This window comes from Caldovatus sediminis (assembly GCF_014644455.1).
GTDB classification, from domain to species: domain Bacteria; phylum Pseudomonadota; class Alphaproteobacteria; order Acetobacterales; family Acetobacteraceae; genus Caldovatus; species Caldovatus sediminis.
Genome location: NZ_BMKS01000013.1, coordinates 1 through 25,085 on the forward strand (window position 1 = coordinate 1; position 25,085 = coordinate 25,085).

The following is a 25,085-nucleotide window of genomic DNA, read 5'->3' on the forward strand; positions in this document are numbered from 1 at the left end:
CGTCGCTCACTGCTGCCATCACTGGAACAGCCTCGTCGATCAGCCATGGCGCATCATGTCCATCGGCCTGCGCGAATGGGCTCATGGGTTCTGATCAGTGGAAGTTGGTATAAGCGCTGGAAGAACGGCCTCGTCGCCGCGCTTACGGCAGGGCCGGAGACGAGGGTATTCGAGGTATCCTATCACCCGTCTGTCGACGGACCCTGATCCGGATCCAGTGGATGCGGATGGCGACCGCGGCGGAGCCGCGCCGGCCGGCAGGCTGTGGCAGCCTGTGTCAGGGCAGCGGCTCCGCCGCGACCTGATGCACCCGCCAGGACCCGGCGGGGCGCGGGCTCTGTCCGGAGCTTCCGGGAGCGTCGGTCCGGCTTGCGTTCGGCGCCGATCCCCGCCTCCGCGTTCGCGCGCACCCCTGCGCGTCGCTCCGGACTGTCGCGGTCCCACGGTGGGACCGGGGAAAGGGCCGTCTGGAGCCACTCGAGGAGCGCCCTCACCCGGGGCACGCCGAGGCGGGCCTCCGGCACCAGCGCCTTGATCCACATCTCCGAGATCGGGAACTCGGGCAGCACCGGCACCAGTTCGCCAGCCTCCAGGGACGACGCTGCGACGTAGCGGGACAGCATCGCGATGCCGTTGCCGCGCCGGGCGGCGGCCAGCAGCACCTGCAGGTCGTTGGCGTTCAGCTTCGCTTGGATGTCGACGATGATCGGCCCCTTGCCGCCGTCGAACGACCACTGCGTGCCCGTCGGCGAGAAGTTGAGGCAGTCGTGCGTCGCCAGGTCGCGCGGATGGCGCGGGACGCCGCGCCGCCGGAGATAGTCCGGCGCTGCGCAGACCACGCGGCGCAGCGGGCAGAGCGGCACCTCGACGATGCCGGGATGGAGGACCGGCGCGGAGCCGATGGCGATGTCGAAGCCCTCCTCGAGCGGGTTCGCCGGCCGATCCATCACGCAGACGTCCAGGTCGATGCCGGGATGCGCCCGCTGGAACCCGCCGAGCATCTCCCCCAGGTGGAGAATGGTGAGCGAGGTCGGTGCCTTGACGCGGATCCGCCCCTGGAGCGCCGGCCGCCGCTCCGCTGCCGTCTCCACCAGGTGGTCGAACTCGCCGACGATGCGCTGGATGCGCGACAGGGCGGCGCGCCCGAACTCGGTCAGCCGCACCGCCCGCGTCGAGCGGTGGAACAGCCTCCGCCCCAGCCGCCACTCGAGCTGGTCGACGCGCTTGGCGATGACCGAGGGCACCACACCCGCCTGTCGTGCCGCGGCGGAGAAGCTCCCGTGATGCGCGGTCGCGAGGAACGCCCGGAGGACCAATAAGCCGTCCATCACCTTTCGCGGCCGGGAAAAGATGCCTCCACGCTTCGTACCATTCCGCACACTTGGGAACAAGCTTAGGGAATCGCCGAACCACGACGGCTGCGGGGAGCGAAGCGCATGGAGGATGGGCACGGCGCAACGGCATCGGGCTCGGAGGTGTCTCCCACCCTTCTCGAGGAGCGCCTCCACACCCCGGTGGCCGGGCGATACGAGGTCATCGTCGCGGGCGGCGGCGCCTCCGGCCTCGTCGCCGCGGTCGCGGCGGCGCGGGCCGGGGCGAGGACGCTGCTCGTCGAGCAGCAGGGCTGCCTCGGCGGGACGGCGACCGCATCCTACGTCGCCCAGTACATCGGGTTCTTCAACCACGACGTGCAGGCGGTCTGGGGCCTCCCGCTCGAACTCACCCGGAGGATCGTGCAGGCCGGGGGCAGCGAGGGCTTTGCCCGCTACATCCTGGCGGAAGCCTCGGCCAGCCCGATCGAGATCCGCAACTTCCCGTTCAACCCCGAGGTCGTCAAATGGGTCGCCGACGACTGGGCCGCGGAGACAGGCGTCGAGGTCCTGCTGCGCTCCAGCGTCGTCGGCCCGGTGATGCGCGAGCGCCGCGTCGAGGGGCTGGTGGTCGAGGACATAGGCGGCCGGCGCGCCTACCTCGCGCCGGTCGTGGTGGACGCCACCGGCGACGCCGCGGTCGCCGCGAAGGCGGGCGTCGAGATGCAGGCGGACCTCGAGGGCGGGCGCGGCATGCGCCAGCCGCACAGCCTGGTGTTCCGGCTCTCCAACGTGGACGTCGCGCGGTTCCGCGCCATCCCGCGCGAACGGAAGCGCGCCATCGCGCTCGAGGGCGTGCGGCGCGGCGAGCTCTACTGGGAGAGCCTCTCCTTCATGAGCACGCCGGGCGGGACGGACGCGATCTGCCTGATGAGCCGCATCCGCGGGCTCGATCCGCTCGACCCCGTGCAGGCCTCGGAGGCCGAGCGGGCCGGGCGGCGGCAGGTCCGCGGCATCGTCGAGTTCCTGCGGCGCGAGGTGCCCGGCTTCGAAAAGGCGCTGATCGCCGGCATCGCCGCGCGCGTCGGCGTGCGGGAGTCGCGGCGCATCCGCGGCCAGTACGTCCTGACGCAGGAGGACATCCTCGGCCAGGTGGCCTTCGAGGATTCCGTCGCGCTCGGCAGCGGTCCCATGGACATCCACGACCCCGGCGGCACCGGCATCCAGCTCTTCATGCCGCCGGCGCCGTTCGAGATCCCGATGCGTTGCCTGGTGCCGCGGGACGTCGAGGGTCTCCTGGTCACCGGCCGCAGCATCTCGGCCACCCAGGAGGCGAACGGCGGCGCCCGCCACATGGCGACGGCGATGGCGCTCGGCCAGGCGGCCGGCGCCATGGCCGCGCTCGCCGCGCGCGGCGCGAACTCCACCCGCTCCATCCCGGCCGGCGCCGTGCAGGCGCTGCTGCGGCGCGAGGGTGCCGCCTACAAAGTCGGCGACGCCGTGACCCGCTCCGCTGCGGCGCCGGCCACCGCCTGAAGGCCGCCGGCGCGCGATCCGACCGACCATCCGCACCGACAGGAGGCGAACCAGACCATGACCACCCTTCGCCGCGAAGCCAAGGCCGAGAATGGGCGCCGTGCCGTCCTGGGGCTGCTGGCCACGGCCGTTCCGGCGCTTGCGCACCGTTCCGCACAAGCCACCGCCGCGTGGCCGTCTCGGCCGGTGCGGATCATCGTGCCGTTCGCGCCCGGCGGCCCTTCGGACGGCATGGCGCGGCTGCTGGCCGAGGCCCTGTCGCCGCTCTCCGGCCAGCCCGTCATCGTCGAGAACCGCCCGGGCGCGGGGAGCGTGGTCGGCTCCACCGCGGCCGCGCAGGCGAACGACGGCCACACGCTGCTCATGGCCAGCATGAGCCACGTGGTGAACCCCAGCCTCTACCCCAATCTTCCGTATGATCCCCTGAAGGATTTCGCGCCCATCGGCCTGGTCTCCACCACGCCGCTGGTGGTCGTGGTCGGCGCGAACTCGCCGCTGCGCAGCCTGCGCGACCTGATCGCCGCGGCGCAGGCGCAGCCCGGCCGGCTCAGCTACGCCTCCGCCGGCAACGGCACGATCAACCACCTTGCGGCCGAGCTGTTCAAGCTCCGGGAGCAGGTGGACCTCGTCAACGTCACCTACCGCGGCGAGGGCGCGCTGCTGCCAGACCTGATCACGGGCACGGTGACGGTCGGGTTCCTGAACCTCCTGGCGCCGCTGCCGCTGCTGAGGGACGGGCGCCTGCGGGCCCTCGCCGTCACCACCGAGACTCCGCTCCCCATGCTGCCGGGCGTGCCGTCGATGCGTGCCCAGGGCGTCGAGGGCTTCGAGGATATTGCCCCGTGGTGGGCCCTGGTCGCGGCCCGCGGGGTGCCGGAGGCGGCCCTCGACGACCTCGACGCCAGGCTCGCCGGGCTCCTGAAGCAGCCGGCGTTCCGCGAGCGCATGCTGTCCTATGGCATGTTCCCCGCCGACGTGCGCCGGGCCCAGCTCAACGCCTTCTTCGAGGCGGAGGCGCGGCGCTGGGGCGAGGTGGTGCGCCGCGCCGGCATCCGCGCCGATTGAGGTGACGCTCCGCGGGGTCTGGTCCGGACCGAACGCTTCGGATGGCGGCGACCAGACCTCCGCGAGGCGGGCAGGCGTCGGGCGCCCTGCCGCGCGGCTGCGCCGCCGCCGTGGCTGGACCCCGGGGCGGATTCCCCGATCTTTCGTTGCCGGTCGGCCGGCGCGGGGCGGCCTCGATCGCGCCGAGCCCGGCGGCGCGGGCGATCCTGACCATGTGCGCGGTGCCCTTGCCGCCCGGAACGGCGACGACGGGGCCTGGTCGGCCCCGCTCGGCATCCGCGCGTTGCGCCCGTGCCCGGCAGCCGGCCGGGGCCCGTCGAGGTGCCTGTCAACGCGGCAGGGCTCGGTGCGGATGCCGGCCGTGCCGCCGGGGCCGCGGATCAGCACGCCAAAGGAGTGCCTGGCGTGCGGGCGGCCGAGGGTGAAGCGCAACAGCGGCCGATCGGCGAAGTCGCGGCCGCAACGGACCAGTACCCGGCGGGCAACCGGCCCATCCTGCCCGCCGAGCACCGCGTCCTTCGCACGTAACCCGTTGTTTTGATTGGTCGGAGTGAGAGGATTCGAACCTCCGGCCCCTGCGTCCCGAACACAGTGCTCTACCAGGCTGAGCTACACTCCGGCGCCGGGAGGGTCCGCGTGCGGCCGGCCATATAGCGCCGGGCGCGCGCGGGGGCAAGGCGCGGCACGTCCGGCGGATGTCGCCGGACCGGCGGACGCCGGGCTGGGCCGAACCCGCTGCGGCGGCCGCTCCGGGCCCGTGCGGGGTGCGCCACGTCCTTGGTCAGAGCCGCGTCTCGGCGGCCGCGGTCTCGGTCTCCATCACGCCGAGCAGCGCCAGCGCCGACGGCACGTCGGGCGCGAGGGTGAACAGGTTCCGGTGCTCGGGCGAGGCGAAGCCCATGCCGATCACCGACTCGATCAGCGCGACCAGCGGCGCGGCCCAGCCGCCGACGTCGAGCAGCAGGATCGGCTTGGCGTGCAGGCCGAGCTGGCGCCAGGTGACGATCTCCAGCGTCTCGTCCAGCGTGCCGAGACCGCCGGAGAGCACCACGAACGCATCGGCAAGCGCGAACATCCGCGCCTTTCGCGCATGCATGCTGTCGGTGACCTCGAGCCGGGTGAGGCCGGCGTGCGGCCGTTCGATCCGGGACAGGAAGTCCGGGATCACGCCGAGCACCTTGCCGCCCTCGGCGAGGGCGGCGTCGGCGACCGCACCCATCAGCCCGATGCTGCCGCCGCCATAGACCAGGGTCAGCCCGGCGCGGGCAAGGCCGCGGCCGAGGGCCTCGGCGGCGGCCCGGTGGGCAGGATCGTGGCCGAAACGGCTGCCGCAGAACACGGCGACGGAGCGGATGGGTTCGATCATGACAGAAGGGCGACCTCGATGGCGGCTAACGCGCCATCCTTCCACGGGTCGCGCCGCCGGCGTGACAAACGCGCGTGGCTCGCATACGAATTATGCGCGACCATGCGCGGTCCCATGATCCGCACGGCATGGATCGGTGTGAATGGGGGAGGCGGGTGAACAGAACGATGGGCTGGACCCTCGCGGTCGTGATGACGGCGGCTGGAGGTGGTACGGCTGTCGCGCAGCCGCCGCCGCAGGACCTCGGCGCCGAGCGCCGTGCGCTGATGCGCCAGCAGCTGCAGGCGGTCCGCGCCATCGCGCCGGTGGCGCAGGGTGGCGGCGAACCGCAATCGGTTCGGGAGCAGGCGGAATCGCTGGTCGCGACCGGCCGGCGGAAGCTCGAGCTGTTCCCGCCCGGCAGCGACCGCGACGACGACCGCGCGAGGCCGGAAATCTGGACCCACCGCGCGGAATTCGACCGTGCCGGACAGGCCCTGGTCGAGGCGGCCGAACGTCTCGCCGCCGCGGCGGCGGCGGGCGACCGCGCCGCCTTCCAGCCGGCCTTCCAGGCGACGACCGCCGCCTGCGGCGCCTGCCACGAGCGGTTCCAGTTCCCGCAACGGCGGTAGGGCGGAGCGCGGACGGCCGGGCGCGCGGATCGCGCTGCAAACGGCGGCTCGGCCGTTGCACCGAGCGCGGCCGAGCGAAAACGGTCCTGGCGCCCGGCTGACGGGCCGCCTCCGCCTCAGGGCTGGCCGAAGCGCCACAGCGCGACGGCCAGCCCTGCCGCGACGGCCAGCAGGGCCGCGGCGCGCCCGGGGTGGCCCATGCGCGGCTCGGCACGCCGCTCCGCCGGGACCAGCATTGTCCCCGTGATCATCGGGCCGACCAGGTTCCGCCCGAGCAGCAGCCGGTACAGCGCGATCGCCGCGACGTGCAGCGCGATCGCCGCCAGCAGCACATCGGCCAGGCGCTGGTGCAAGCCGGTGATCCGCTGGCTCGCCTCGAAGCCGATCCAGTCGGCGAAGGGGCCGCGGTAGAGCTCTTCGTCGTCGGCGAACAGGCCGGTCGCCACCTGCGCCAGCAGCAGGACGAGCATCGCGAGCACCATCCAGCCGCCCGCCGGGTTGTGGCCGATCGTCACCTCCTGCCCGCCGGCCCGCAGCCCGCCGAGATGGCGCAGCGCCGTGCGCGGGGCGCGCAGGAAGCGGCTGAAGCGCGCGGTCTCCGAGCCGACGAAGCCCCAGGCGATGCGCCAGAGCAGCAGCGCCAGGATCGCGTGGCCGGAGAGCATGTGCCAGTGGATCCGGCCGCTCCGGGCGGTCCACCAGGAGAAGGCGACCAGCGCGACCAGCGCCCAGTGGAACAGGCGCACCCAGCCGTCCCACACCTTGACGCGGACCTGCGGACGGCGCTCCCCGCCGCCGGACGCGCCCATTCACACCACCTGGTTGCGCAGCATCTCCTCGCCCCTCCATAGGCGGTCGAGGTTGTCGAGCAGGATGTCGATTACCCCGTCCTCGTAGCGCCGCGTCTCTCCGGCCGTGTGCGGCGTGATGAGGACGTTGGGCAGGCCCCAGAGGGGCGAGTCCGCCGGCAGCGGCTCCTCGCGCGTGCAGTCGAGCGCGGCGCCGGCGATGCGGCCGGCCGCGAGCGCCTCGATGAGCGCGGGCTCCACGACGCAGCGGCCGCGCGCGACGTTCACCAGCCAGGCGCCGGGACGCATCATCGCCAGCGCCTCGGCGTCCATCAGCCCCTCCGTCTCGGGGGTGAGGGGGCAGGTGAGGGCGACGAAATCCGCGCGCGGCAGCAGCGATTTGAGCGCGGCGGTGCCGTGCACCTCGTCGGCGCCGTTGGGTCCGGCCGCGGGGTCGCGCCGCGTGCCGATCACCCGCATCTCGAACGCCCGGGCGAGGCGCGCGAGATGGCCGCCGATGCGGCCGAGGCCGACGACGAGGAGGGTCTTGCCGCCGAGCTCGTCCTCGCGCCGCGCGAGGTCGCCGATCATGCCGCGCCAGACGCGCTTCGCCTGGTTGTCGCGCGCCTCCGGCAGGCGGCGGGCGAGGGCGAGGATCAGCGCCATCGCGTGTTCCGCCACCGCGCGGGCGTTGACGCCGGCCGCGCTCGCGAGGCGCACGCCCTTCGCGGCGAAGGCCGCGCGGTCGTACTGATCGGTGCCGGCGCTGATGGACTGCACGAAGCGCAGGCGGGCCGCCGACGCGAGCAGGCCGTTGTGCCAGAAGCCGGAGACCACCAGCACGTCGGCCTCGCCGATCCGCCGCTCCAGCTCCTCGCGGCTGCGCAGCTCGATGCTGGCGATGCCGGTGCCGCGGGCCTCGAAGCGCTCCTGCATCCGGTAGGCCGAATGGGCGAAGCAGATGGTCAGGCGGTCCTTGGGGGGCAGCAGCGTCACGGGCGGATGACCTCTGAAGGCAGGTGGGCGCCGATGATCGGGCGGGGCGCCGGGAGGGCGCAAGCCGGGGGCCGCCGCCGCCGCGCGCGCCCGGGGCGAAAGCGGCGCGAAGCCGGCCGGAACACTCGCAACGCGTTGGCGCGCGGCAACACGGGGCCGGGCCGGCGCGCGGCGTCGGCGCGGCCCCCGAATCGCCCGTCTGGCCCATGCGGCAGGCCCGGCCTAGGATCGCGCCGGTTCCCCGGCGCGGAGCGATCGCGGCATGAAGCTCTACTTCTCCTCCGGTTCCCCCTATGCGCGGATCGCGCGCATGGCGCTGATCGAGACCGGGCTCGACGCCCGGGTGGCGCAGGAGGAGACGACGCTGCGCGATCCGGCCTCGACGCTGCTGCCGGTCAATCCGGTGGGGCGCGTGCCGACGCTGGTGCTGGACGACGGCACCGTGCTGGGCGAGACGGCGCTGATCCTGGTCCATCTCGCCACGCTGCCCGAGGGCCGCGGGCTGCTGCCGCTCGACGGTTCGGACGGGTGGCGGACGATGTCGGCCCTGGGGCGGGCGATCGGGATGCTCGACGGCATCGCGGTGTGGAACCGCGAGCTGCGCCGGCCGGAGCACGAACGCTCGCCGGGCGTGATCGCGCACGAGACGGTGCGCGCGAACCGCGTCGCCGACGCGCTGGAGCGCGCGGTCGCCGCGGGCGGCTACGCCGCCGGCGCCGGCGGCGCGGTGGATGCGGCGTGGATCGCCCTCGCCGCCACGCTCGGCTATTGCGAGCGGCGCCACCGGGTCTGGGCCTGGCGCGAGGGGCGGCCGGCGCTCTCGGCCTGGCTCGACGCGGCCTCGGCGCGGCGCTCCTTCCAGGCGACCGTGCCGCCGGTGAGCGGCATCTGACGCCGTTGCGATGCGCGCCGTCTGGTACACGCGCCAGGGTCCTCCCGCCGAGGTGCTGGAGCTCGGCGAGCGGCCGGCGCCGGAACCCGCGGCCGGCGAGGTCCGCGTGCGGCTGTTCGCCTCGGCGGTGAACCCGTCGGACTGCAACCGGCGCGCCGGGCGGAACCACGTGATGGAGTTCTCCCTCGTCATCCCGAACAGCGACGGCGCGGGCGTCGTGGACGCGGTGGGCGAGGGCGTGGACCCGGGGCGCATCGGCCAGCGGGTCTGGCTCTACAACGCGCAGCGCGGGCGGCCCTTCGGCACCGCGGCGGAGTTCACCTGCGTGCCGGCGGATCTGGCGACCGAACTGCCGGAGGGCGTGACCTTCGAGGAGGGCGCCTGCCTCGGCATCCCGGCCATGACGGCCCATCGCTGCCTGTTCGCCGACGGGCAGGTGGAGGGACTCTCGGTGCTGGTCAGCGGCGGCGGCGGCGCGGTCGGGAACTATGCGGTGCAGCTCGCGAAATGGGGCGGCGCCGCGCTGGTGCTGGCGACCGCGAGCGGCGGCTGGAAGTCGGCGGACGCCGCGGCGGCCGGCGCCGATCGCGTGATCGACCACAGGCGCGAGGACGTGGCGCGGGTCGCGCTGGAGATGACCGGCGGTCGCGGCGTGGACCGCGTCGTCGAGGTCGAGTTCGGCGGAAACGTCGCGATCTGGTCGCAGGCGGTGGCGCGGAACGGCGCGGTCGCGGCATATGCCTCGGCCGCCGAGCCGCAGCCGCGCATCCCCTTCGCCGCGCTGATGCGCCGCAACGTCACGCTGCGCGGGGTGCTGCTGAACAGCGCGCCGATCGCGGCACGGCGCCAGGCGCAGGCGGACATCCTCGCCTGGCTGAGGGGCGGCCGGAGGCTGCACCGCATCGCCGGCCGCTTCCCGCTGGCCGGGACGGCGGCGGCCCACGCGATGGTCGAGGCCGGCGGCAAGCGCGGCACGGTGGTCGTGTTGCCCGCCGCGCGAGGCTGAACCGGGGTGGTGCCTGACCCGGCCGGTTCTTGACGCGGATCAAGGCGTCCGGGTTGCGGCGGGATGTTGCTGGGCTCGGGACCGTCCGGGAGAGGCCGACATGCTGCGGAAGTTGCTCATCGCCGTCGACGACTCGCCCAGCAGCGACGAGGCCCGGCGGCTCGCGGTGGCCCTGGCGCGGCAGCGCGGCGCGCGGCTGCGCGGCATCGCCGTGATCGACACGCCCTGGATCACCCGGCCGATGGCGGTCGGCATCGGGGGGACCGCGTACAAGGTCCAGACGGAGCTGGAGCAGCTCCGGAGCGCCCATCGGCGGAGCGAGCGCGCGCTGGCCGCGCTCGCTGCCGCCGCGGCGGAGGCCGGGGTCGCCTGCGAGGGCGCCCAGAAGGGGGGCGACCCCGCGGAGACCATCGAGGCGGAGGCGACGACGAGCGACCTCCTCGTGCTCGGCCGCGAGGCCAGCTTCTACGGCCGGGAGGGGGACGAGGTTTCGGCGGCCGCGCTCGGGCTGCTCGCCCGCAATCCGCGGCCGCTGCTCCTGGCACCGTCCCGGCCGTTCGGAGATGCGGGCCGGATGCTCGTCGCCTTCGACGGCAGCGCACCGTCCTCGCGGTCGCTGCACATGCTCGCGCTGCTAGGTCTCGCGGTCGGGCGCCAAGCGCTGGTCCTGACGGTCGCCGAGGAGAAGGCCGCCGCCGAGGCACGGGCGGCGGCGGCGGCGGAGCTTCTGCGGCTCCACGGCGTGGAACGGGTGGACGTCGCGGCGGTGGCCTCGGGCGCCGACCCGGCGGACATCATCGTCGGGCAGGTGCAGGCTGCCGGCGCCGGCATCGTCGCCATGGGCGCCTATGGCCATCGCGGCCTGCGGGAGATGGTGTTCGGCTCCTGCACCCGGCGGCTGCTGGGCCATTGCCCGGCGGCGCTGTTCGTTCACCACTAAGCCGGGAGCGCAGAGCGCCGGGGGCCGACCGGTGGCGCGCTCAGCCGGCCGGCACGCGCCGGAACTTCTGGAAGGACCGTACGCCCGAGGCCGGCGGCTTCCGCCCGTCGTGGTAGCGCGGCCAGGCGGTCACGGCGACCTCGCCGACATAGAGGTCGCCCTGCGAATCCACGGCGAGCCCGTGCGGCGCGGTGAACTGGCCCGGCGCCTCGCCCAGCTCGCCGAAGCGCGCGATCAGCCTGCCCTCGTTCGACAGGATGCTGATGCGCGGGCCGATGTTCGGCGCGCGGATGTTCACGTCGAGCCCGGCGCCGAGCTCGCCCACGTAGCAGATCGGGCACCTGCCCTTGCCGAGGAACAGCGCGCAGGGGCGGTGCAGGTTGTTCCACTGCGTCTCGTAGCGGCCCTTGCCGTCGAAGATCTGGATGCGGTGGTTCTCGCGGTCGGCGACGTAGACCCAGCCGTCGGCGTCGCAGGCGATGTTGTGCGGCAGGTTGAACTCGCCGGGATCGGTGCCGGAGCGGCCCCAGGAGAAGAGGTGCCGCCCCTCGGGCGAGAATTTGTGCACGCAGGCGTTGCCGTAGCCGTCGGAGACGTAGAGGTCGCCCTCCGGCGACAGCGCCGTGTGGGTGCAGCGGTTGAAGGGCCGGCCGCTCATGTAGGGCGCGGGGCGGCCGGGGAGGCCGATGGTCAGCAGCACGCGGCCGTCGAGGGTGCAGCGGCGCACCGTGTGGTCGCCGTCGTCGGTGCACCAGATCGTGTCGTCGGGGCCGATCTGCAGGCCGTGCGGGCGCTTGAACAGGCCCTCGCCCCAGGAGGCGAGGAACCTGCCGTCGCGGTCGAAGACGACCATCGGGTGCTCGCCGCGATTGAAGGCGTAGACGCGGTCCTGGCTGTCCACCGCGACCGCGGCGACCTCGCCGAGCCGGATGCCCTCGGGCACGCGGCCCCAGCCCTCGACGGGCTCGTAGCGGTACGCGCCGCTGCCCAGGATGGTGGCGGTCATGCTCGGTCCCTCCCCCGCGCCGGCGGCGCTCCGCCCGGCGTCCGCGAGGGGCAGGCTGGACATTCCGCGCCGCGCTGTCGAGGGGGTGTGGCGGCGCACGCGCCGGCGCGCCCTTCGCGGTTGACCTGCCGGCGGGGCGGAGGCAAGCCAGGACGGGAGAGAGGAGGACGGCGCGGGCATGGGCGAGGCGACGAAGGCGGCCGCGGCGGCGGCCGCGCCGGAATTCGATCCCGCGCGGCTCGATGCCTTCCTGCGGAGCGCGATCCCCGGGCTCGAGGGGCCGATGGCGCTCGAGCGCATCGCCGGCGGCCAGTCGAACCCGACCTTCTTCGTGAGCTACGCCAACCGGCGCCTGGTGCTGCGCAAGCAGCCGCCGGGCGAGCTGCTGCCCTCCGCGCACGCGGTGGACCGCGAGTTCCGGGTGATGCGCGCCCTGGCCGGCACGCCGGTCCCGGTGCCGCCGGCGCTGCTGTTCCACGAGGGGCGCGAGGTGGTCGGCACGCCCTTCTACGTCATGGAGCGCGTCGAGGGGCGCGTGTTCGGCACCTCCGACATGAAGGGCGCGGCGCGCGAGGAACGGCGCGCCATGGTGATGTCCTTCGCCGAGACGCTGGCGGCGCTGCACGACGTGGACTGGCGGGCGGTCGGGCTGGAGGGCTTCGGCCGGCCGGGGAACTACTACGCGCGCCAGGTCGCGCGCTGGATCAGGCAGTGGGAGGCGCAGCGCTTCCGCGACATCCCCGATCTCGCGCGCCTCGCCGCCTGGCTGCCGGCGCACATGCCGCCCGACGACGGCGTGACGACGATCGTCCATGGCGACTACCGCATCGGCAACGTGATGTTCGCGCCGGACGCGCCGCGGGTGGTGGCGGTGCTCGACTGGGAGCTCTCGACGCTCGGGCACCCGCTGGCGGACGTGGCCTTCGCCTGCCTCGCCTGGCGCAGCCGGCCGGAGATGTACGGCGGGCTGCTCGGCCTCGACCTCGCGGCGCTCGGCATGCCGACGGAGCGGGAGTTCGTCGCGCACTACCTCGCCAGCCGCAAGCGCGGTCCGGCGGAGCCGCCGGGGACCTTCCACATCGCCTTCGCCATCTTCCGCTTCGCCGTGATCTTCGAGGGCATCGCGGCGCGCGCGCGGATCGGCACCGCGGCGGCGGCCGACGCGGCGCAGGTCGGCGACCTCTCCCTCGCCTTCGCCCGCATCGGCGTCGAGACGATCGAGGCGGGCGGCGCCACCGCCTGACTCCGGGAGCACACCGCCATGGACTTCGAGTACAGCGACAAGGTGAAGGCGCTGCAGGCGCGGCTCACCGCCTTCATGCAGAGCCACGTCTATCCCGCGGACGCGGAGTTCCGCGCGCGCGCCGAGGCAGGGGCGTTCCCGCTCGACATCGTCCAGCGCCTCAAGGGCCTCGCCCGGGCGGAGGGGCTGTGGAACCTGTTCCTGCCCGGCCTGCGCGAGGACGAGCCCGGCACCCGCCTGACCAACCTGGAATACGCCCCGCTCGCCGAGATCATGGGCCGCGTCCCCTGGTCGTCGGAGGTGTTCAACTGCAGCGCCCCCGACACCGGCAACATGGAGATCCTGCACCTCTTCGCCACGCCCGAGCAGCGCGAGCGCTGGCTGATGCCGCTGCTGCGGGGCGAGATCCGCTCCACGGTCGGGATCACGGAGCCGGGGGTCGCGTCCTCCGACCCGACCAACCTGAAGACGCGGATCGTGCGCGACGGCGACCACTACGTCATCACCGGGCGCAAGTGGTTCAACACCGGCGCGCGGCACCCCTTGGTCCGCTTCTGCCTGGTGATGGGGGTGACGAACCCGGAGGCCGAGCCCCACGGGCGCCATTCCTTCGTCATCGTGCCCTTCGACGCGCCGGGCGTGCGCGTGGTGCGCGACCTGCCGCTGCTCGGCCACCACTCGCCCGAGGGGCACGCGGAGGTGGCGTTCGAGGAGGTGCGCGTGCCGGTGGCGAACCGCCTCGGCGAGGAGGGCAAGGGCTTCGCCATCGCCCAGGCGCGGCTCGGGCCGGGGCGCATCCACCACTGCATGCGCACCATCGGCCAGTGCGAGCTGGCGCTGGAGCTGATGGTGGCGCGGGCAAAGGAGCGCGAGGCGTTCGGGCGCAAGCTCGCCGACTTCTCCAACGTGCGCGACGCCATCGCCGAGTGCCGGCTGGAGATAGACCAGGCGCGGCTGCTGACGCTGCACGCGGCGTGGATGATGGACCGGCTCGGCAACCGCGCGGCGCGCACCGAGGTCTCGGCGATCAAGATCGTCGCGGCGCGGATGCAGACGCGGATCGCCGACCGCGCGATCCAGGTCTTCGGCGCGATGGGGCTGACGCCCGACACGCCGCTCGCCTACCTCTACACCTGGGGCCGGGCGCTGCGCTTCATTGACGGGCCGGACGAGGTGCACCTGAACGTCGTCGCGCGCCGGGAGCTGAAGCGCGAGCCGCAGTCGCCGCTGGAGGCGCTGCTGCGCCGGCCGGAGTAGGGCGGCGCGAGGGGAGGGAGGCCATGGCGGCATCGCCGATCCTGACGGAGCGCGAGGCCGGCGTCGTCCGCCTGCGCTTCAACCGCCCGGCGGCGCTGAACGCGCTCGACCAGGCGATGGCCGATGCGTTCCACGAGGCGGCGAAGGGGCTCGCCGCCGATCCCTCGGTCCGCTGCGTGGTGCTCTCCGGCGAGGGGCGGGCCTTCATGGCGGGCGGCGACATCCGGCTGTTCCACGCCGCCGGCGCGGATGCGCCCGCCGTGGTCGGGCGGCTGATCGGGTCCCTCCATGCCGCGCTGCGCCTGCTCGCGGCGCTGCCGGCGCCGGTGATCGCGGCCGTGCACGGCCCGGTCGCCGGCGCCGGGATGAGCGTGGCGATGGCGGCCGACCTCGCCGTCGCGGCGGAGGAGGACACGCGGTTCGTGCTGGCCTATCTCCGCCTCGGCATCAGTCCGGACGGCGGCGGGACCTGGGCGCTGCCGCGGCTCGTCGGCCTGCGCCGCGCGATGGGCATCGCGCTGCTCGAGGAGGAGCTCGACGCGCGGGCGGCGCTCGATCTCGGGCTCGTCAACCGCGTCGTGCCGGGCGCGCGGCTCGAGGCGGAGACGATGGCGCTGGCGCGCCGGCTCGCCGCCGGGCCGGCGCAGGCGATCGCGCGCACCAAGGCGCTGCTGCGGGCCTCGCTCGGCCGCGACCTCGCGGCGCAGCTCGACGCCGAGCGCGACGCCTTCCTGGCCGGGACGGCGACGGCGGACTTCGCGGAGGGCGTGGCGGCCTTCCTGGGGCGCCGCGCGCCGTCCTTTACCGGGCGCTGAGGGCGCCGCGCCTTGCCGCTGGACGCCGCGCCGGGGCGTGGCACTATGGCCGCAGAAGAGCATACCCCTGCGGCCGGTCCGGCCGGCACAACGGGAAGCGGCTAGGGAGGACCGATGGCCATGCACCGCATCACCCGGCGTGGAATGTTCGTCGTCGGCGCGGGCGCCGCGCTCGGCGCCGGCCGCCGCGCGGCGGCCCAGCCGCAGCTGCCGCCGCACGAGCGCGAGCTGTACGAGGCGGCGAGGCGCGAAGGCGAGATCACCTGGTATTGCGGCCAGTACAACGCGGAAACCGCGGAGGCGGTCGGCCGCGCCTTCACCGAGCGCTTCCCGGGCGTGCGCTGCAACGTGGTGCGCTCCACCTCGCAGGTCGCGTTCCAGCGGCTGTCGCAGGACGCGCGCGCGGGGGTGGCGCAGTGCGACGTGTTCAGCTCGACCAATTCCGGGCACTTCACGCAGCTCAAGCGCGAGAACCGGCTGATGCAGTTCCGGCCGCGCAACGTGGACGAGATGCTGCCCTCGCTCCGCGTCGCCGATCCGGACAACTATTTCCAGACGACCTTCCTCGGCCTGTTCCTGATGGCGCACAACACCCGCAAGGTGAGGGAGGAGGAGGCGCCGAAGAGCTGGACCGACGTGCTCGACCCGAAGTGGCGCGACCAGCTCGCGGTCGGGCATCCCGGGTTCAGCGGCGCGATCGGCGTCTGGGCGGTGCAGATGCGCAAGATGTACACCTGGGACTACTTCCGCCGGCTGGAACGCAACCGGCCACAGATCGGCCGCTCCAGCCAGGACCCGGTGACGCTGCTCAACGCCGGCGAGCGCTCGGTCGGCATCTGCGTCCCGCTCGGGACGACGGCGTACAGCATCGCGCGCGGCAATCCGCTGCGGGTGATCTATCCGACCGAAGGCGTGCTGGCGACCATCGCGCCCTCGGCGATCCCGCGCAACGCGCCGCACCCGAACGCGGCGAAGCTGTTCATGGAGTTCCAGGCCTCCAGGCGGATGTCGGAGGTCATCAAGGAATTCTACAACGAGCCGATGCGCGCCGACGTGCCGCAGGCGGAGGGCGCGCGGCCGCTCGACCAGATCACGCTGCTCGCGCCCTCGATCGAGGAGCAGGAGAAGGGCGTGCCGGAGGTGCGCGAGGCCTGGCGCGACACCTTCGGCGTCTGAGTGCGGCGGGGAGACGGGGCGGATGGCGAGGATCACCCGACGTGGCGTGCTGGCGGCCGCGGCGGCGCTCGGCGGCGGCCGCGCAGGCGGCGCCGCGGCGCAGGAGCAGCAGCTCCTCCCGCACGAGCGCGAGCTCCACGAGGCGGCGAGGCGCGAGGGCGAGCTCACCTGGTACACGGGCCAGATGCAGGCCGAGCCCTCGGAGGCGATCGGCCGCGCCTTCACCGAGCGCTTCCCGGGCGTGAAGGTGAACGTGGTGCGCTCCACCTCGCAGGTCGCGTTCCAGCGGCTGTCGCAGGACGCGCGCGCGGGCGTCGCGCAGTGCGACGTGTTCAGCTCGGTGGACCAGAGCCACCTCACCCTGCTCAAGCGGCAGGAGCGGCTGGCGCAGTACAGGCCGCTGAACGCGTCGGGCCTGATCCCGGCGGTGCGCGAGGCGGGCGATCCGGACGGCTACTTCCAGGTCAGCTACCTCGCCATCTACCTGATCGGCCGCCACCGGCGCGTGACGGAAGCTGAGGCGCCGCGCAGCTGGCGCGATCTCCTCGATCCGCGCTGGCGCGGGCAGATCGCGGTCGGCCACCCCGGCTTCAGCGGTGCGATCGGTTCGCTCTGCGTCGCGCTGCGGAAGCTCTACGGCTGGGACTACTTCCGGCAGCTCGAGCGCAACCGGCCGCACATCGGCCGCTCGGCCGGCGATCCGGTGACGCTGCTCAATGCCGGCGAGCGCACGATCGGCATGGGGGTGCCGAGCCCCACCACGCTGCTCAGCATCGCGCGCGGCAATCCGCTGGCGCTGGTCTATCCGGCCGACGGCACGCTGATGGTGCCGGCGCCGAGCGGCGCGCTGCGCAACGCGCCGCACCCCAATGCCGCGCGGCTGTTCCTCGAGTTCATCGCCAGCCCGGCGTACTCGCGGGCGACGCGCCCGTTCTTCGCGGAATCGCTGCGGCCCGAGGTGCCGCCGCCGGACGGGGCGCGTCCGCTCGACCAGGTGCCGCTCCTGATGCCGACCGCCGAGGAGGTGGAACGCGGCATCCCGGAGGTGAAGGAGCTCTGGCGTGACACCTTCGGCGTCTGACGGCGCCGCGATGAGCGGCGACACCGTCACCGTCCTGCCCAGGCCGGCCGCGGCGTCCCGCGCCGGCGGACTGCTCGACCGGCTGCGCAACATCGAGCCGGTGAGCCTGCTCTGGGCGGCGCTGGCGGCCGCCCTGCTGTTCCTCGTCGCGGCGCCGCTGGTCAAGCTGTTCGTGGCGAGCTTCGAGACGCAGGGGACGGGCGCCTTCACCCTCTCCAACTACGCGACCGCCTACGGCCGGCAGCGCTACCTCGACGCGCTGGTGAACTCGCTCACGCTCGGGCTGCTCTCGGCGGCGATCTCGGTGGTGCTGGCGGTGCCGATGGCCTGGGCGGTGTCGCGCACCGACATGCCCGGCAAGGGGCTCACCTGGGCCGCGGTGCTCGGCGCCTTCGTGGTGCCGCCCTACCTCGCCGCGATCGGCTGGATCCTGCTCGCCGGGCCGAACTCCGGCTTCGTCAACCAGGCCTGGCGCTGGCTCACCGGGGCGGAAGGGGCGCTGGTCAACGTCTACAGCTTCACCGGCCTCGCGCTGGTGATCGCCCTGAACTCCTTCCCTCTGGTGTTCATCCTGGTGAAGGCGGCGCTCGACCTGATCTCGTCGGAGATGGAGGACGCCGCGAACATCATCGGCGCCGGTCCGTGGACGACGATGTGGAAGGTGACGCTGCCGCTCGCCTGGCCCGCGGTCCTCGCCGGCTTCATCCTCGTCTTCCTCGAGACCATCGCGCTGTTCGGGACGCCCGCCATCATCGGCATCCCGGCGCGGATCAACGTCGTCACGACCCAGCTCTGGCAGTTCTTCGAGTACCCGGTGCGGGTGGAGGTCGCGGCCGCCTACGCCATGCCGCTGCTGCTCGTCACCGTGGGGCTGATCGCCGTGCAGAAGCTGCTGCTCGGCCGCAAGGGGTTCGTCTCGCAGACCGGCAAGGGCGGCGAGCGGCGGATGGTGCGGCTGGGGCCGTTCCGCTGGGTGCTGTTCGGCTGGTGCGCGGGGGTCGGCGCGCTGGCGGTGGTGATGCCGGTGCTGGTGCTGATCCAGGCCTCCTTCGCCAAGGCGTGGGGGAGGGGCCTCGCGCTCGACAACCTCACGCTGCGCAACTACGCGCTGCTGCTGTTCGAGCACGAGATGGCGCTCACCTCGGTGTGGAACACGATCTGGTTCTCCGCCGCGGCGGCGACGATCGCCGGCGCCATCGCGCTGCTCGTCGCCTACCTGGTGAACCGGCGGCTGGTGCCGTTCGGCGAGGTGCTGGGCTTCCTCTGCATGGCGCCCTTCGTCATTCCCGGCATCGTCATGGCGATCGGCTTCTACGCCGCCTACGCCTCGCCGCCGCTCGCGCTGTACGGCACGGCGACGCTGCTGATCCTCGCCTTCACGGCGCGCTTCCTGCCGATCGCCTACGCCAACTCCCAGGCCGCCGTGCGGGCGGTGCACCCGGAGATGGAGGAGGCGGCGCGCATCCTCGGCGCCGGGCGGCTGCAGTCCATCGCGCGCGTCACCGCGCCGCTCCTGAAGAAGAGCCTGCTCGGCGGGTGGCTGATCGTGTTCATCCTCGCCTCGCGCGAGCTCTCGGCGGCGGTGTTCCTGGTCGGACCCCGCACGCGGACCATGTCCGTGCTGCTCTACGACCTGAGCGAGGCGGGGAATTTCGAGGTGCTCGCGGCCTTCGGCGGCATCCTGCTCGCCATCACCCTGGTGCTCGTCGCGGTCGGCATGAAGCTGGCCGGGCGCGACTTCATGCTGCGGAGGGAGTGACATGTCCCGCCTCGTCCTGCGCGGGCTGACCAAGGCGTTTGGGAAGCTCACCGTCGTCGATGCCGTGGACCTCGCGCTCGAGGAGGGGGAGTTCGTCTCGCTCCTCGGCCCCTCCGGCTGCGGCAAGACGACCACCCTGCGCATGATCGCCGGCTTCCTCGAGCCCACCGCCGGCGCCATCGAGATGGACGGGAGGGTGATCTCCTCGCCCGGCTCCGTCATGCCGCCGGAGCGGCGGCGGATGTCCATGATCTTCCAGAGCTACGCCATCTGGCCGAACATGACGGTCGAGGAGAACGTCGCCTTCGGCCTGAAGCTTCGCAAGCTGCCGTCGGAGGAGGTGCGGCGGCGCACCGCGGAGATCCTCGAGGTCGTGCAGATGAGCCACCTCGCCGGCCGCTACCCGGCGGAGCTGTCGGGCGGGCAGCAGCAGCGCGTGGCGCTGGCGCGGGCGATCGTCGTCAAGCCCTCCGTGCTGCTGCTCGACGAGCCGCTGTCGAACCTCGACGCCAACCTGCGCGAGGAGATGCGCTTCGAGATCCGCCGCCTGCACGACGAGTTCCGCATCACCACGGTCTACGTCACCCACGACCAGGCGGAGGCGATGGCGACCTCGGACCGCATCGCGGTGATGAACGCCGGGCGCATCGAGCAGGTGGACGTGCCGCACCTGCTCTACACGCGGCCGCGCACCCGCTTCGTCGCCGGCTTCATCGGGCGGACCAACCTGCTGGAGGGGCGGCTCGCCGAGGGCGAGATCGCCCTCGACGGCTTCGCGCTGAAGGTGGCGCAGCTCGCGGACCGCGTACCCGAGGCCGGGAACCGGCCGATCCTGCTCTCGGTGCGGCCGCAGAGCATGGTGCTGCACCGCACGCCGCCGAGCGCGAACGGGCGGCCGGTGCTGCCGGCGATGGTGGCGGAGCGCGTCTATCTCGGCGAGTCCTGGGACTACGTCGTGCGGCCGCGCGATTCCGGGCTGCGCCTGCGCGTCGCCGCCCCGCCCCTGCAGGTCCACGAAGTGGGCGACCCGGTCTGGCTGGAGATGGACCCGCGGCAGATCGCCGTCGTGGACTGACCGGCGCCGTCACAGGAAGGCGGGGCGGGCGTCGCGGTTCCAGGCGATCCCCGCCGCGGCCAGCGTCTCCGCGACGAGCGTCTCGGGCAGGCGCGCATAGCGGACGAGCAGGCGCGCGTAGAGGCCGACGAAATCGGGGCCGTGGCCGTCGGTTCCGCCTTCCGCCGTGCTCGTCATCGCATGCGCCAGCTCGTGCAGCAGCACCCAGCTCGGCAGCGCCGCCGGCGCCTCGATGGAGAGGCGCGTGGCGCGCGCCATGGTGGCGCGCGCCTGGCGGGGCAGGGGGCGCACGCGCGGCGGCCAGCGCAGGCCCTCGCCGGCCCAGACGTGGTCCACCAGGGCCTGCAGCTGCCGGAACGGGACCAGCGAGCGGTCGCGCGGGGCGACGACCGCGTCCTCCCAGACGTAGAGCCGCCGCGCCGCGGCGTCGCCGCGGCTCATCGGCGCCGGCGCGGCAGGGCCGGCATGGCGCCGCCGCCCTCCACCGGCCGGTCCAGGCCGACGCGGCCGCCGGCCTCGCGCCCGCGGCCATAGGCGGCGCGGTCCTGCACGGTCATGCGCCGGTGCACGGTCGTGAGGCGGATGCCGAGGCGACGGAAGCCCTCCGACAGGCGCTGCTCCTTCAGCAGCACCAGCGCGGTGCCGGCCGGCGTCGCGGCGCGGGCGGCCTCGGCGGCAGCCTCGCGCCGCTCCGCCATCGCATCCAGCCGGTCGGCGACGCGCGCGGCGAAGCCGAAGCGGAAGGAGCGCAGCACCGCCTGGGCCGGCCGGCGCCGCGCCGCGTATTCGGACGACTCGCGGAAGCGGCGCTCCTCGTAGGCCAGGGCGCCGGCGATGACGTGCATCAGGTACTCCGCCATCTGCACGTCGGGCTCCAGGCCGAAGAGCGCGAACTCGGCGCGCCCCACGGTCCAGCCGCGGCATTCGGTGAAGCGCAGCACCGCCGGGAACAGCCACTTCAGCGCCGCGCGGCGCGGATCGGCGAAGACGAGGCTGCGCTGGACGCAGGCCTCCTCGCGCAGCTCCACCTCCGACATGGTGAGGCCGTACACGTCGAGCAGCTCGCCGACCTTCGCCGCCGCCGCCATCGCCTCGGCCTCGGAGCAGCCGCGCTCCACGGTGCGGGCGGCGAGGGCGCGGATGCGGGCCTTCACCTTCGCAAGCTCGGTCTGCTGGTCCACCTGCTCCCCCCGATCGGCTCGCGCCGCGCGGCGGCGCGTGGCGGCCGGTATAGCCGGGGCGGGCCGCCGCCGCGACCGGCGCGGGATGACAGCGCCGTCCCGGCCGCCATAATGGGCGCCACGGAGGCCCCGTTCCGCGGGCCGGGGGAAGGCAGCGCATGAGCCAACGGAACAAGGTCGTCGCCAGCTTCGCGGAGGCGGTGCGGGACATCCCGGACGGAGCGACCATCGGCTTCGGCGGGTTCGCCATGCCCGGCACGCCGTTCAACCTGATCAGGGCGCTGGCCGAGCAGGGGGCGAGGAACCTCACGCTCGTCGCCAACACCACGGGCGGCGCGCAGCAGCCCCGCATGCCCGACATCGCCCTGCTGGTCGAGAACGGCCAGGTGCGCAAGGTGATCTGCGCCTTCACCGCCGCGACCCGCGCCTCGGACGTGCTGCCCTTCACGAAGTACTACGAGGCCGGCGAGGTCGAGGCCGAGCTGGTGCCCCAGGGCACGCTCGCCGAGCGGATGCGCGCCGCGGGCGCCGGCATCCCGGCCTTCTACACGCCGACGGCGGTCGGCACCGAGCTTGCCGAGGGGCGCGAGACGCGGGTGATCAACGGGCGCGAATACCTGCTCGAATACGCGCTGCCGCTCGACTACGCCTTCGTGCGCGCGCACCGCGCCGACGCCTTCGGCAACCTCCGCTACTGGCGCTCGCAGCGCAACTTCAATCCGGTGATGGCGATGGCGGCGCGCGTCACCATCGCGGAGGTGGACGAGGAGATCCTGCCCGTCGGCGCGATGGACCCGGACGACGTGCACACGCCCGGCATCTTCGTCCATCGCCTCGTCAAGGTGCCGCCGCCGCCCGAGGGCCTCTGGCCGCAGAAGCGCCAGGAGAGGAATCGCTGAGATGAGCGGGACGAAGGGCTGGAACCGCCAGCAGATGGCCGACCGCATCGCGCGGGAGTTCCAGGACGGCTGGATCGTCAACCTCGGCGTCGGCCTGCCGACGCTCTGCTCCAACACCGACATCGGCGGGCGCGAGGTGATCTACCACTCCGAGAACGGCGTGATCGGCTACGGCCCGATCGCCGGGCCGGGGGAGGAGGACCTGAACCTGGTCAACGCCGGCGGCCAGAACGTGACGCTGAAGCCGGGCGCGGCGGTGGTGCACCACGCCGATTCCTTCGCCATCATCCGCGGCGGCCGCATAGACGCCACCGTGATGGGCGCCTACGAGGTCGCCTGCAACGGCGACTTCGCCAACTGGAAGGTCGCCGGCGCGAAGGGCGGCGGCATCGGCGGGGCGATGGACCTCGCCGCCTGCGCGCGGCGCGTCTTCATCATCCTCGAGCACACGACGCGCGACGGCAGGCCGCGCCTGGTCGCGCGCTGCGCGCTGCCGGTGACGGCGCGCGGCGTGGTGACGCTGGCGGCGACCAATCTCGGCCTGTTCGAGCCGGCGGGCGAGGCGTTCCGCGTGCGCGACCTGGCGCCCGGCGTGACGCTGGAGGAGGTGCGCGCCGCCACGGGCTGCCCGGTGCTCGCCTGAGGGCGGGCACCGGCGCGGGCGGCGGCGCGCGTCCTCAGACGCCGCGCTCCAGCAGCTCGATCGAGACGTTCTGCGGGCCGCGCAGGAAGGCGATGCGGATGCCGGGGCGCGGGCTCATGGGCTCCAGGGTGAATTCCGCGCCCTTGGCCTTCAGCTCGGCCACCACCGCATCGAGGCCGGTCACGCGCAGGCCGAAATGCTCCAGCCCCTGGTAGGGCGCGGAGGGCGGGTCGGCGGTGCTGCCGTCCGCCACGGGGGCGAGGAAGATCTTCTGCCCGCCGAGCTCCAGGTCCACCCGCGGCTGGCCCTGCTGCGTCGAGCGCAGGACCTTCGCGCCGAACATGCGCTCGTACCACCGCGCCGTCGCCTCGACGTCCGGGGTGCGCAGGTGGATGTGGTCGAAGGCGAACTCGGTCATGCGCGGCTCCTCCTCTGGCGCGGGCGTCGGCGGAACGCTACGGCGCGGCGCCGGGGGGCGCCAGGGGGCGGCCTTGGCCGCGGCCCTGCGCCGGCTAGACTGGAGACCCGCACGGGAGGACCGATCCGATGACGCAGCCGCCGCTCGCCGTCACCGTCGTCGCGCAGGGCGCCATGGGCGCCGGCGTGGGCAGGCGCCTCGCCCGCAACGGCGTCGAGGTGCGCACCTCGCTCGCCGGCCGCAGCCGCGCCAGCGCCGAGCGCGCCGCCGCCGCGGGCATGCGCGACGTGGAGGACGCCGCGCTCGTCGCCGTGCCGATCGTGCTCTCCATCGTGCCGCCCTCGGAGGCGGTCGCGACCGTCGAGCGCTTCGCCGCGATCTGCCGCCGGACCGGCGCGCGCCCGCTCTACGCCGATCTCAACGCCGTCAGCCCGGAGACCGCGGCGCGCGTCGCCGGGATCGCCGAAGCGGCCGGCATGGCCTTCGCCGACGGCGGCATCATCGGCGGGCCGCCGCGGGAGGACGGCTACAATCCCGCGATCTACGTCTCCGGGGCCGAGGCGCCGCGCCTCGCCGTGCTGCGCGAGCGCGGCGGGCTCGACATCCGGCTCATCGAGGGGCCGGTGGGCGCGGCGTCGGCGCTCAAGATGTCCTATGCCGGCATCACCAAGGGGCTGACCGCGCTCGCCTCGACGATGATGCTCGCCGCCACGCGCGCCGGCGCGGCGGAGGCGCTGCACGCGGAGCTGTCGCAGAGCCAGCCGCAGCTCCTCGCCTGGTTCGGGCGCATGGTGCCGAGCATGTACGCGAAGGCCTACCGCTGGGCGGGCGAGATGGAGGAGATCGCGGACTTCATCGGCCGCGACCGCGCCGAGAGCGCGATCTACGACGGCGCGGCGCGGCTCTACGAGCGCCTCGCCGCCGACGAGGCCGGCGAGCGGCGCGAGATCGCCGCCCTGGAGGCCTTCCTGCAGCGCGGCGCGAAGCCCGGCTGAGCGCGCCCGCTCAGCCTGGCCGGACGCCGGCGCGGCGGATCACCTCGCCGAAGACCTCGTATTCGCGCCGCCAGCGGGCGCGCAGCGCGTCGCCCGCCTCGAACTTCGGCGTGAGGCCGATGCGCACCATCGCCTGAGCGGTCTCGGGATCGGCGCAGATCGCCTCGATCTCGCGCACCAGCCTGGCGACGATCGGGTCGGGCAGTCCGGCGGGGCCGCACAGGCCGAACCACGACACTGCGCCGCCGCGGTTGTAGCCGTACTCGCGCAGCGTCGGCACGTCCGGAAGCTCCGGGCTGCGCTGCTCGCCCACCACGGCGAGGCCGATCAGCTGCCCGTTGCGCACCGGCTCGGTCGCGATGGTGTCGAAGATCAGCTCGACCCGCCCGGCGAGCAGGTCCACCAGCGCCGGCGAGGAGCCTCGGTAGGGCACGTGCTCGATGTCGATGCCGGCCTCGAGCTTGAAGATCTCGCCGAACAGGTGGGTGATGGTCCCGTTGCCCGAGGAGCCGAAGCGCAGCTTGCCGGGATTGGCCTTGGCGTAGGCGATCAGGCCGGGGATGTCGCGGAACGGCACTGCGGGATGCGCCGCGACGACGCTGTTCGACTGGCAGGTCATCGCGATCGGCGTGAAGCTGCGGAAGGGGTCGTAGGGCACGTTGATCAGGTGCGGCGCGATCAGCACCGCGCCGGTGGAGTGGGCCAGCAGCGTGTAGCCGTCCGGGGCGGCGCGCGCGACGATCCCGGCGCCGAGGGTGGAACCGCCGCCGGGGCGGTTCTCCACCACGAAGGACTGGCCGAGCCGGTCGGAGAGCCCCTTGGCGATGACGCGGCCCGCCGTGTCGGCCGCGCCGCCCGGCGTGAAGGGCACGACGATGGTGACCGTTCGGCTCGGATACTCCGCTTGCTGGGCGCGCGCCTCCCCCGCGACGAGGCCGGCGCCGGCCAGCGCGGCCAGGCCCCGGCGGGTGAGCGGCGTGTGGCGTGTCGGCATGTCGGTCGGATCCTCGATGCATGGTCTGACCCG

The 25,085-nt window shown here is 73.8% G+C and carries 25 protein-coding genes and 1 tRNA gene; 16 read left to right on the forward strand and 10 right to left on the reverse strand.

Annotated elements, in window-relative coordinates; all coding sequences use genetic code 11:
- Window positions 1-182: 182 nt before the first annotated feature.
- Window positions 183-1,391: a LysR family transcriptional regulator gene (locus tag IEX99_RS17115; RefSeq protein WP_229678099.1), complete on the reverse strand. Its 1,209-nt coding sequence runs from the start codon at window positions 1,389-1,391 to the stop codon at window positions 183-185.
- 84 nt (window positions 1,392-1,475) lie between these two features.
- Here IEX99_RS17115 and IEX99_RS17120 point away from each other — a divergent pair, with 84 nt between their 5' ends.
- Both IEX99_RS17120 and IEX99_RS17125 read left to right on the forward strand, forming a co-directional pair.
- A complete protein-coding gene (locus tag IEX99_RS17120; protein ID WP_188902540.1) occupies window positions 1,476-2,846 on the forward strand; it encodes an FAD-dependent oxidoreductase in 1,371 nt (456 codons plus the stop codon).
- Window positions 2,847-3,044: 198 nt separating this feature from the next.
- Entirely contained in the window at window positions 3,045-3,911 is an 867-nt protein-coding gene (locus tag IEX99_RS17125; protein ID WP_188902542.1) for a Bug family tripartite tricarboxylate transporter substrate binding protein, read from the forward strand.
- Between the two features lie 542 nt (window positions 3,912-4,453).
- Here IEX99_RS17125 and IEX99_RS17130 read toward each other — a convergent pair.
- A tRNA-Pro gene (locus IEX99_RS17130) sits at window positions 4,454-4,530 on the reverse strand.
- A gap of 162 nt (window positions 4,531-4,692) precedes the next feature.
- On the reverse strand, window positions 4,693-5,277 hold the full coding sequence (locus tag IEX99_RS17135; protein ID WP_188902544.1) for an LOG family protein: 585 nt from the start codon (window positions 5,275-5,277) through the stop codon (window positions 4,693-4,695).
- 167 nt (window positions 5,278-5,444) lie between these two features.
- On the opposite strand from IEX99_RS17135, the gene IEX99_RS17140 reads away from it, so the two are divergent.
- Window positions 5,445-5,888 (forward strand): c-type cytochrome, encoded by a 444-nt coding sequence (locus IEX99_RS17140; RefSeq protein WP_188902546.1) that lies wholly within the window; start codon window positions 5,445-5,447, stop codon window positions 5,886-5,888.
- 116 nt (window positions 5,889-6,004) lie between these two features.
- On the opposite strand, the gene IEX99_RS17145 is transcribed toward IEX99_RS17140, so the two are convergent.
- Together IEX99_RS17145 and IEX99_RS17150 are read right to left on the reverse strand one after the other, a co-directional pair.
- Window positions 6,005-6,697 (reverse strand): cytochrome b/b6 domain-containing protein, encoded by a 693-nt coding sequence (locus tag IEX99_RS17145; RefSeq protein WP_188902548.1) that lies wholly within the window; start codon window positions 6,695-6,697, stop codon window positions 6,005-6,007.
- Window positions 6,698-7,672 carry a D-2-hydroxyacid dehydrogenase gene (locus IEX99_RS17150; protein WP_229678100.1) on the reverse strand — a complete coding sequence of 325 codons (975 nt, stop codon included), beginning with the start codon at window positions 7,670-7,672 and terminating at the stop codon, window positions 6,698-6,700.
- Window positions 7,673-7,934: 262 nt separating this feature from the next.
- Between IEX99_RS17150 and IEX99_RS17155 the strand changes: the two genes are divergently transcribed.
- The 3 genes from IEX99_RS17155 (at window position 7,935) to IEX99_RS17165 (ending at window position 10,510) form a co-directional block, all read left to right on the forward strand.
- Window positions 7,935-8,564 (forward strand): glutathione S-transferase family protein, encoded by a 630-nt coding sequence (locus tag IEX99_RS17155; protein ID WP_188902550.1) that lies wholly within the window; start codon window positions 7,935-7,937, stop codon window positions 8,562-8,564.
- A 10-nt stretch (window positions 8,565-8,574) separates the two neighbouring features.
- Entirely contained in the window at window positions 8,575-9,570 is a 996-nt protein-coding gene (locus IEX99_RS17160) for an NADPH:quinone reductase (protein WP_188902552.1), read from the forward strand.
- A 100-nt stretch (window positions 9,571-9,670) separates the two neighbouring features.
- Window positions 9,671-10,510, forward strand: coding sequence for a universal stress protein (locus IEX99_RS17165; RefSeq protein ID WP_188902554.1), 840 nt, complete (start codon window positions 9,671-9,673; stop codon window positions 10,508-10,510).
- A gap of 40 nt (window positions 10,511-10,550) precedes the next feature.
- On the opposite strand, the gene IEX99_RS17170 is transcribed toward IEX99_RS17165, so the two are convergent.
- Window positions 10,551-11,516 carry a peptidyl-alpha-hydroxyglycine alpha-amidating lyase family protein gene (locus tag IEX99_RS17170; RefSeq protein WP_188902556.1) on the reverse strand — a complete coding sequence of 322 codons (966 nt, stop codon included), beginning with the start codon at window positions 11,514-11,516 and terminating at the stop codon, window positions 10,551-10,553.
- A gap of 178 nt (window positions 11,517-11,694) precedes the next feature.
- Between IEX99_RS17170 and IEX99_RS17175 the strand changes: the two genes are divergently transcribed.
- The 7 genes from IEX99_RS17175 to IEX99_RS17205 all read left to right on the forward strand — a co-directional run bounded on the left by IEX99_RS17175 (window position 11,695) and on the right by IEX99_RS17205 (window position 19,922).
- Window positions 11,695-12,759 (forward strand): phosphotransferase family protein, encoded by a 1,065-nt coding sequence (locus tag IEX99_RS17175; protein ID WP_188902558.1) that lies wholly within the window; start codon window positions 11,695-11,697, stop codon window positions 12,757-12,759.
- 18 nt (window positions 12,760-12,777) lie between these two features.
- On the forward strand, window positions 12,778-14,016 hold the full coding sequence (locus IEX99_RS17180) for an acyl-CoA dehydrogenase family protein (RefSeq protein ID WP_188902560.1): 1,239 nt from the start codon (window positions 12,778-12,780) through the stop codon (window positions 14,014-14,016).
- A 23-nt stretch (window positions 14,017-14,039) separates the two neighbouring features.
- A complete protein-coding gene (locus tag IEX99_RS17185; protein WP_188902562.1) occupies window positions 14,040-14,831 on the forward strand; it encodes an enoyl-CoA hydratase/isomerase family protein in 792 nt (263 codons plus the stop codon).
- 120 nt (window positions 14,832-14,951) lie between these two features.
- Complete coding sequence (locus tag IEX99_RS17190) at window positions 14,952-16,007, forward strand: ABC transporter substrate-binding protein (RefSeq protein WP_188902564.1); 1,056 nt, start codon at window positions 14,952-14,954, stop codon at window positions 16,005-16,007.
- Window positions 16,008-16,029: 22 nt separating this feature from the next.
- Window positions 16,030-17,088 (forward strand): ABC transporter substrate-binding protein, encoded by a 1,059-nt coding sequence (locus tag IEX99_RS17195; RefSeq protein ID WP_188902565.1) that lies wholly within the window; start codon window positions 16,030-16,032, stop codon window positions 17,086-17,088.
- A complete protein-coding gene (locus tag IEX99_RS17200; RefSeq protein WP_229678101.1) occupies window positions 17,069-18,847 on the forward strand; it encodes an ABC transporter permease in 1,779 nt (592 codons plus the stop codon). Before IEX99_RS17195 ends, IEX99_RS17200 begins: the two co-directional genes overlap by 20 nt.
- Before the next feature lies 1 nt (window position 18,848).
- Entirely contained in the window at window positions 18,849-19,922 is a 1,074-nt protein-coding gene (locus IEX99_RS17205; protein WP_188902567.1) for an ABC transporter ATP-binding protein, read from the forward strand.
- A 9-nt stretch (window positions 19,923-19,931) separates the two neighbouring features.
- Here the strand turns inward: IEX99_RS17205 and IEX99_RS17210 are convergent, their stop codons facing one another.
- Together IEX99_RS17210 and IEX99_RS17215 are read right to left on the reverse strand one after the other, a co-directional pair.
- Entirely contained in the window at window positions 19,932-20,363 is a 432-nt protein-coding gene (locus tag IEX99_RS17210) for a SprT family zinc-dependent metalloprotease (RefSeq protein ID WP_188902569.1), read from the reverse strand.
- Complete coding sequence (locus IEX99_RS17215) at window positions 20,360-21,103, reverse strand: DUF7168 domain-containing protein (RefSeq protein ID WP_188902571.1); 744 nt, start codon at window positions 21,101-21,103, stop codon at window positions 20,360-20,362. The genes IEX99_RS17210 and IEX99_RS17215 overlap by 4 nt, the downstream gene beginning before the upstream one ends.
- A gap of 158 nt (window positions 21,104-21,261) precedes the next feature.
- Here IEX99_RS17215 and IEX99_RS17220 point away from each other — a divergent pair, with 158 nt between their 5' ends.
- Entirely contained in the window at window positions 21,262-22,002 is a 741-nt protein-coding gene (locus IEX99_RS17220; protein ID WP_188902573.1) for a CoA transferase subunit A, read from the forward strand.
- 1 nt (window position 22,003) lies between these two features.
- Entirely contained in the window at window positions 22,004-22,645 is a 642-nt protein-coding gene (locus IEX99_RS17225) for a 3-oxoacid CoA-transferase subunit B (protein WP_188902575.1), read from the forward strand.
- A gap of 34 nt (window positions 22,646-22,679) precedes the next feature.
- Here the strand turns inward: IEX99_RS17225 and IEX99_RS17230 are convergent, their stop codons facing one another.
- On the reverse strand, window positions 22,680-23,063 hold the full coding sequence (locus tag IEX99_RS17230) for a VOC family protein (protein ID WP_188902577.1): 384 nt from the start codon (window positions 23,061-23,063) through the stop codon (window positions 22,680-22,682).
- 128 nt (window positions 23,064-23,191) lie between these two features.
- On the opposite strand from IEX99_RS17230, the gene IEX99_RS17235 reads away from it, so the two are divergent.
- The gene (locus IEX99_RS17235) at window positions 23,192-24,058 is read left to right on the forward strand and encodes an NAD(P)-dependent oxidoreductase (protein WP_188902579.1); all 867 of its coding nucleotides are present in this window, start codon (window positions 23,192-23,194) and stop codon (window positions 24,056-24,058) included.
- 10 nt (window positions 24,059-24,068) lie between these two features.
- Here IEX99_RS17235 and IEX99_RS17240 read toward each other — a convergent pair whose 3' ends face one another.
- Window positions 24,069-25,052 carry a Bug family tripartite tricarboxylate transporter substrate binding protein gene (locus IEX99_RS17240; protein WP_188902581.1) on the reverse strand — a complete coding sequence of 328 codons (984 nt, stop codon included), beginning with the start codon at window positions 25,050-25,052 and terminating at the stop codon, window positions 24,069-24,071.
- Window positions 25,053-25,085: the final 33 nt, after the last annotated feature.

Bases quoted from the DNA above. Each gene is read 5' to 3' on its own strand.
- IEX99_RS17170 (WP_188902556.1), bottom strand. From the start codon at position 11,516: ATGACCGCCACCATCCTGGGCAGCGGCGCGTACCGCTACGAGCCCGTC.
- IEX99_RS17240 (WP_188902581.1), bottom strand. From the start codon at position 25,052: ATGCCGACACGCCACACGCCGCTCACCCGCCGGGGCCTGGCCGCGCTG.
- IEX99_RS17220 (WP_188902573.1), top strand. From the start codon at position 21,262: ATGAGCCAACGGAACAAGGTCGTCGCCAGCTTCGCGGAGGCGGTGCGG.
- IEX99_RS17155 (WP_188902550.1), top strand. From the start codon at position 7,935: ATGAAGCTCTACTTCTCCTCCGGTTCCCCCTATGCGCGGATCGCGCGC.
- IEX99_RS17195 (WP_188902565.1), top strand. From the start codon at position 16,030: ATGGCGAGGATCACCCGACGTGGCGTGCTGGCGGCCGCGGCGGCGCTC.
- IEX99_RS17175 (WP_188902558.1), top strand. From the start codon at position 11,695: ATGGGCGAGGCGACGAAGGCGGCCGCGGCGGCGGCCGCGCCGGAATTC.
- IEX99_RS17225 (WP_188902575.1), top strand. From the start codon at position 22,004: ATGAGCGGGACGAAGGGCTGGAACCGCCAGCAGATGGCCGACCGCATC.
- IEX99_RS17135 (WP_188902544.1), bottom strand. From the start codon at position 5,277: ATGATCGAACCCATCCGCTCCGTCGCCGTGTTCTGCGGCAGCCGTTTC.
- IEX99_RS17205 (WP_188902567.1), top strand. From the start codon at position 18,849: ATGTCCCGCCTCGTCCTGCGCGGGCTGACCAAGGCGTTTGGGAAGCTC.
- IEX99_RS17230 (WP_188902577.1), bottom strand. From the start codon at position 23,063: ATGACCGAGTTCGCCTTCGACCACATCCACCTGCGCACCCCGGACGTC.
- IEX99_RS17160 (WP_188902552.1), top strand. From the start codon at position 8,575: ATGCGCGCCGTCTGGTACACGCGCCAGGGTCCTCCCGCCGAGGTGCTG.
- IEX99_RS17165 (WP_188902554.1), top strand. From the start codon at position 9,671: ATGCTGCGGAAGTTGCTCATCGCCGTCGACGACTCGCCCAGCAGCGAC.
- IEX99_RS17185 (WP_188902562.1), top strand. From the start codon at position 14,040: ATGGCGGCATCGCCGATCCTGACGGAGCGCGAGGCCGGCGTCGTCCGC.
- IEX99_RS17190 (WP_188902564.1), top strand. From the start codon at position 14,952: ATGCACCGCATCACCCGGCGTGGAATGTTCGTCGTCGGCGCGGGCGCC.
- IEX99_RS17235 (WP_188902579.1), top strand. From the start codon at position 23,192: ATGACGCAGCCGCCGCTCGCCGTCACCGTCGTCGCGCAGGGCGCCATG.
- IEX99_RS17180 (WP_188902560.1), top strand. From the start codon at position 12,778: ATGGACTTCGAGTACAGCGACAAGGTGAAGGCGCTGCAGGCGCGGCTC.
- IEX99_RS17145 (WP_188902548.1), bottom strand. From the start codon at position 6,697: ATGGGCGCGTCCGGCGGCGGGGAGCGCCGTCCGCAGGTCCGCGTCAAG.
- IEX99_RS17140 (WP_188902546.1), top strand. From the start codon at position 5,445: ATGGGCTGGACCCTCGCGGTCGTGATGACGGCGGCTGGAGGTGGTACG.
- IEX99_RS17210 (WP_188902569.1), bottom strand. From the start codon at position 20,363: ATGAGCCGCGGCGACGCCGCGGCGCGGCGGCTCTACGTCTGGGAGGAC.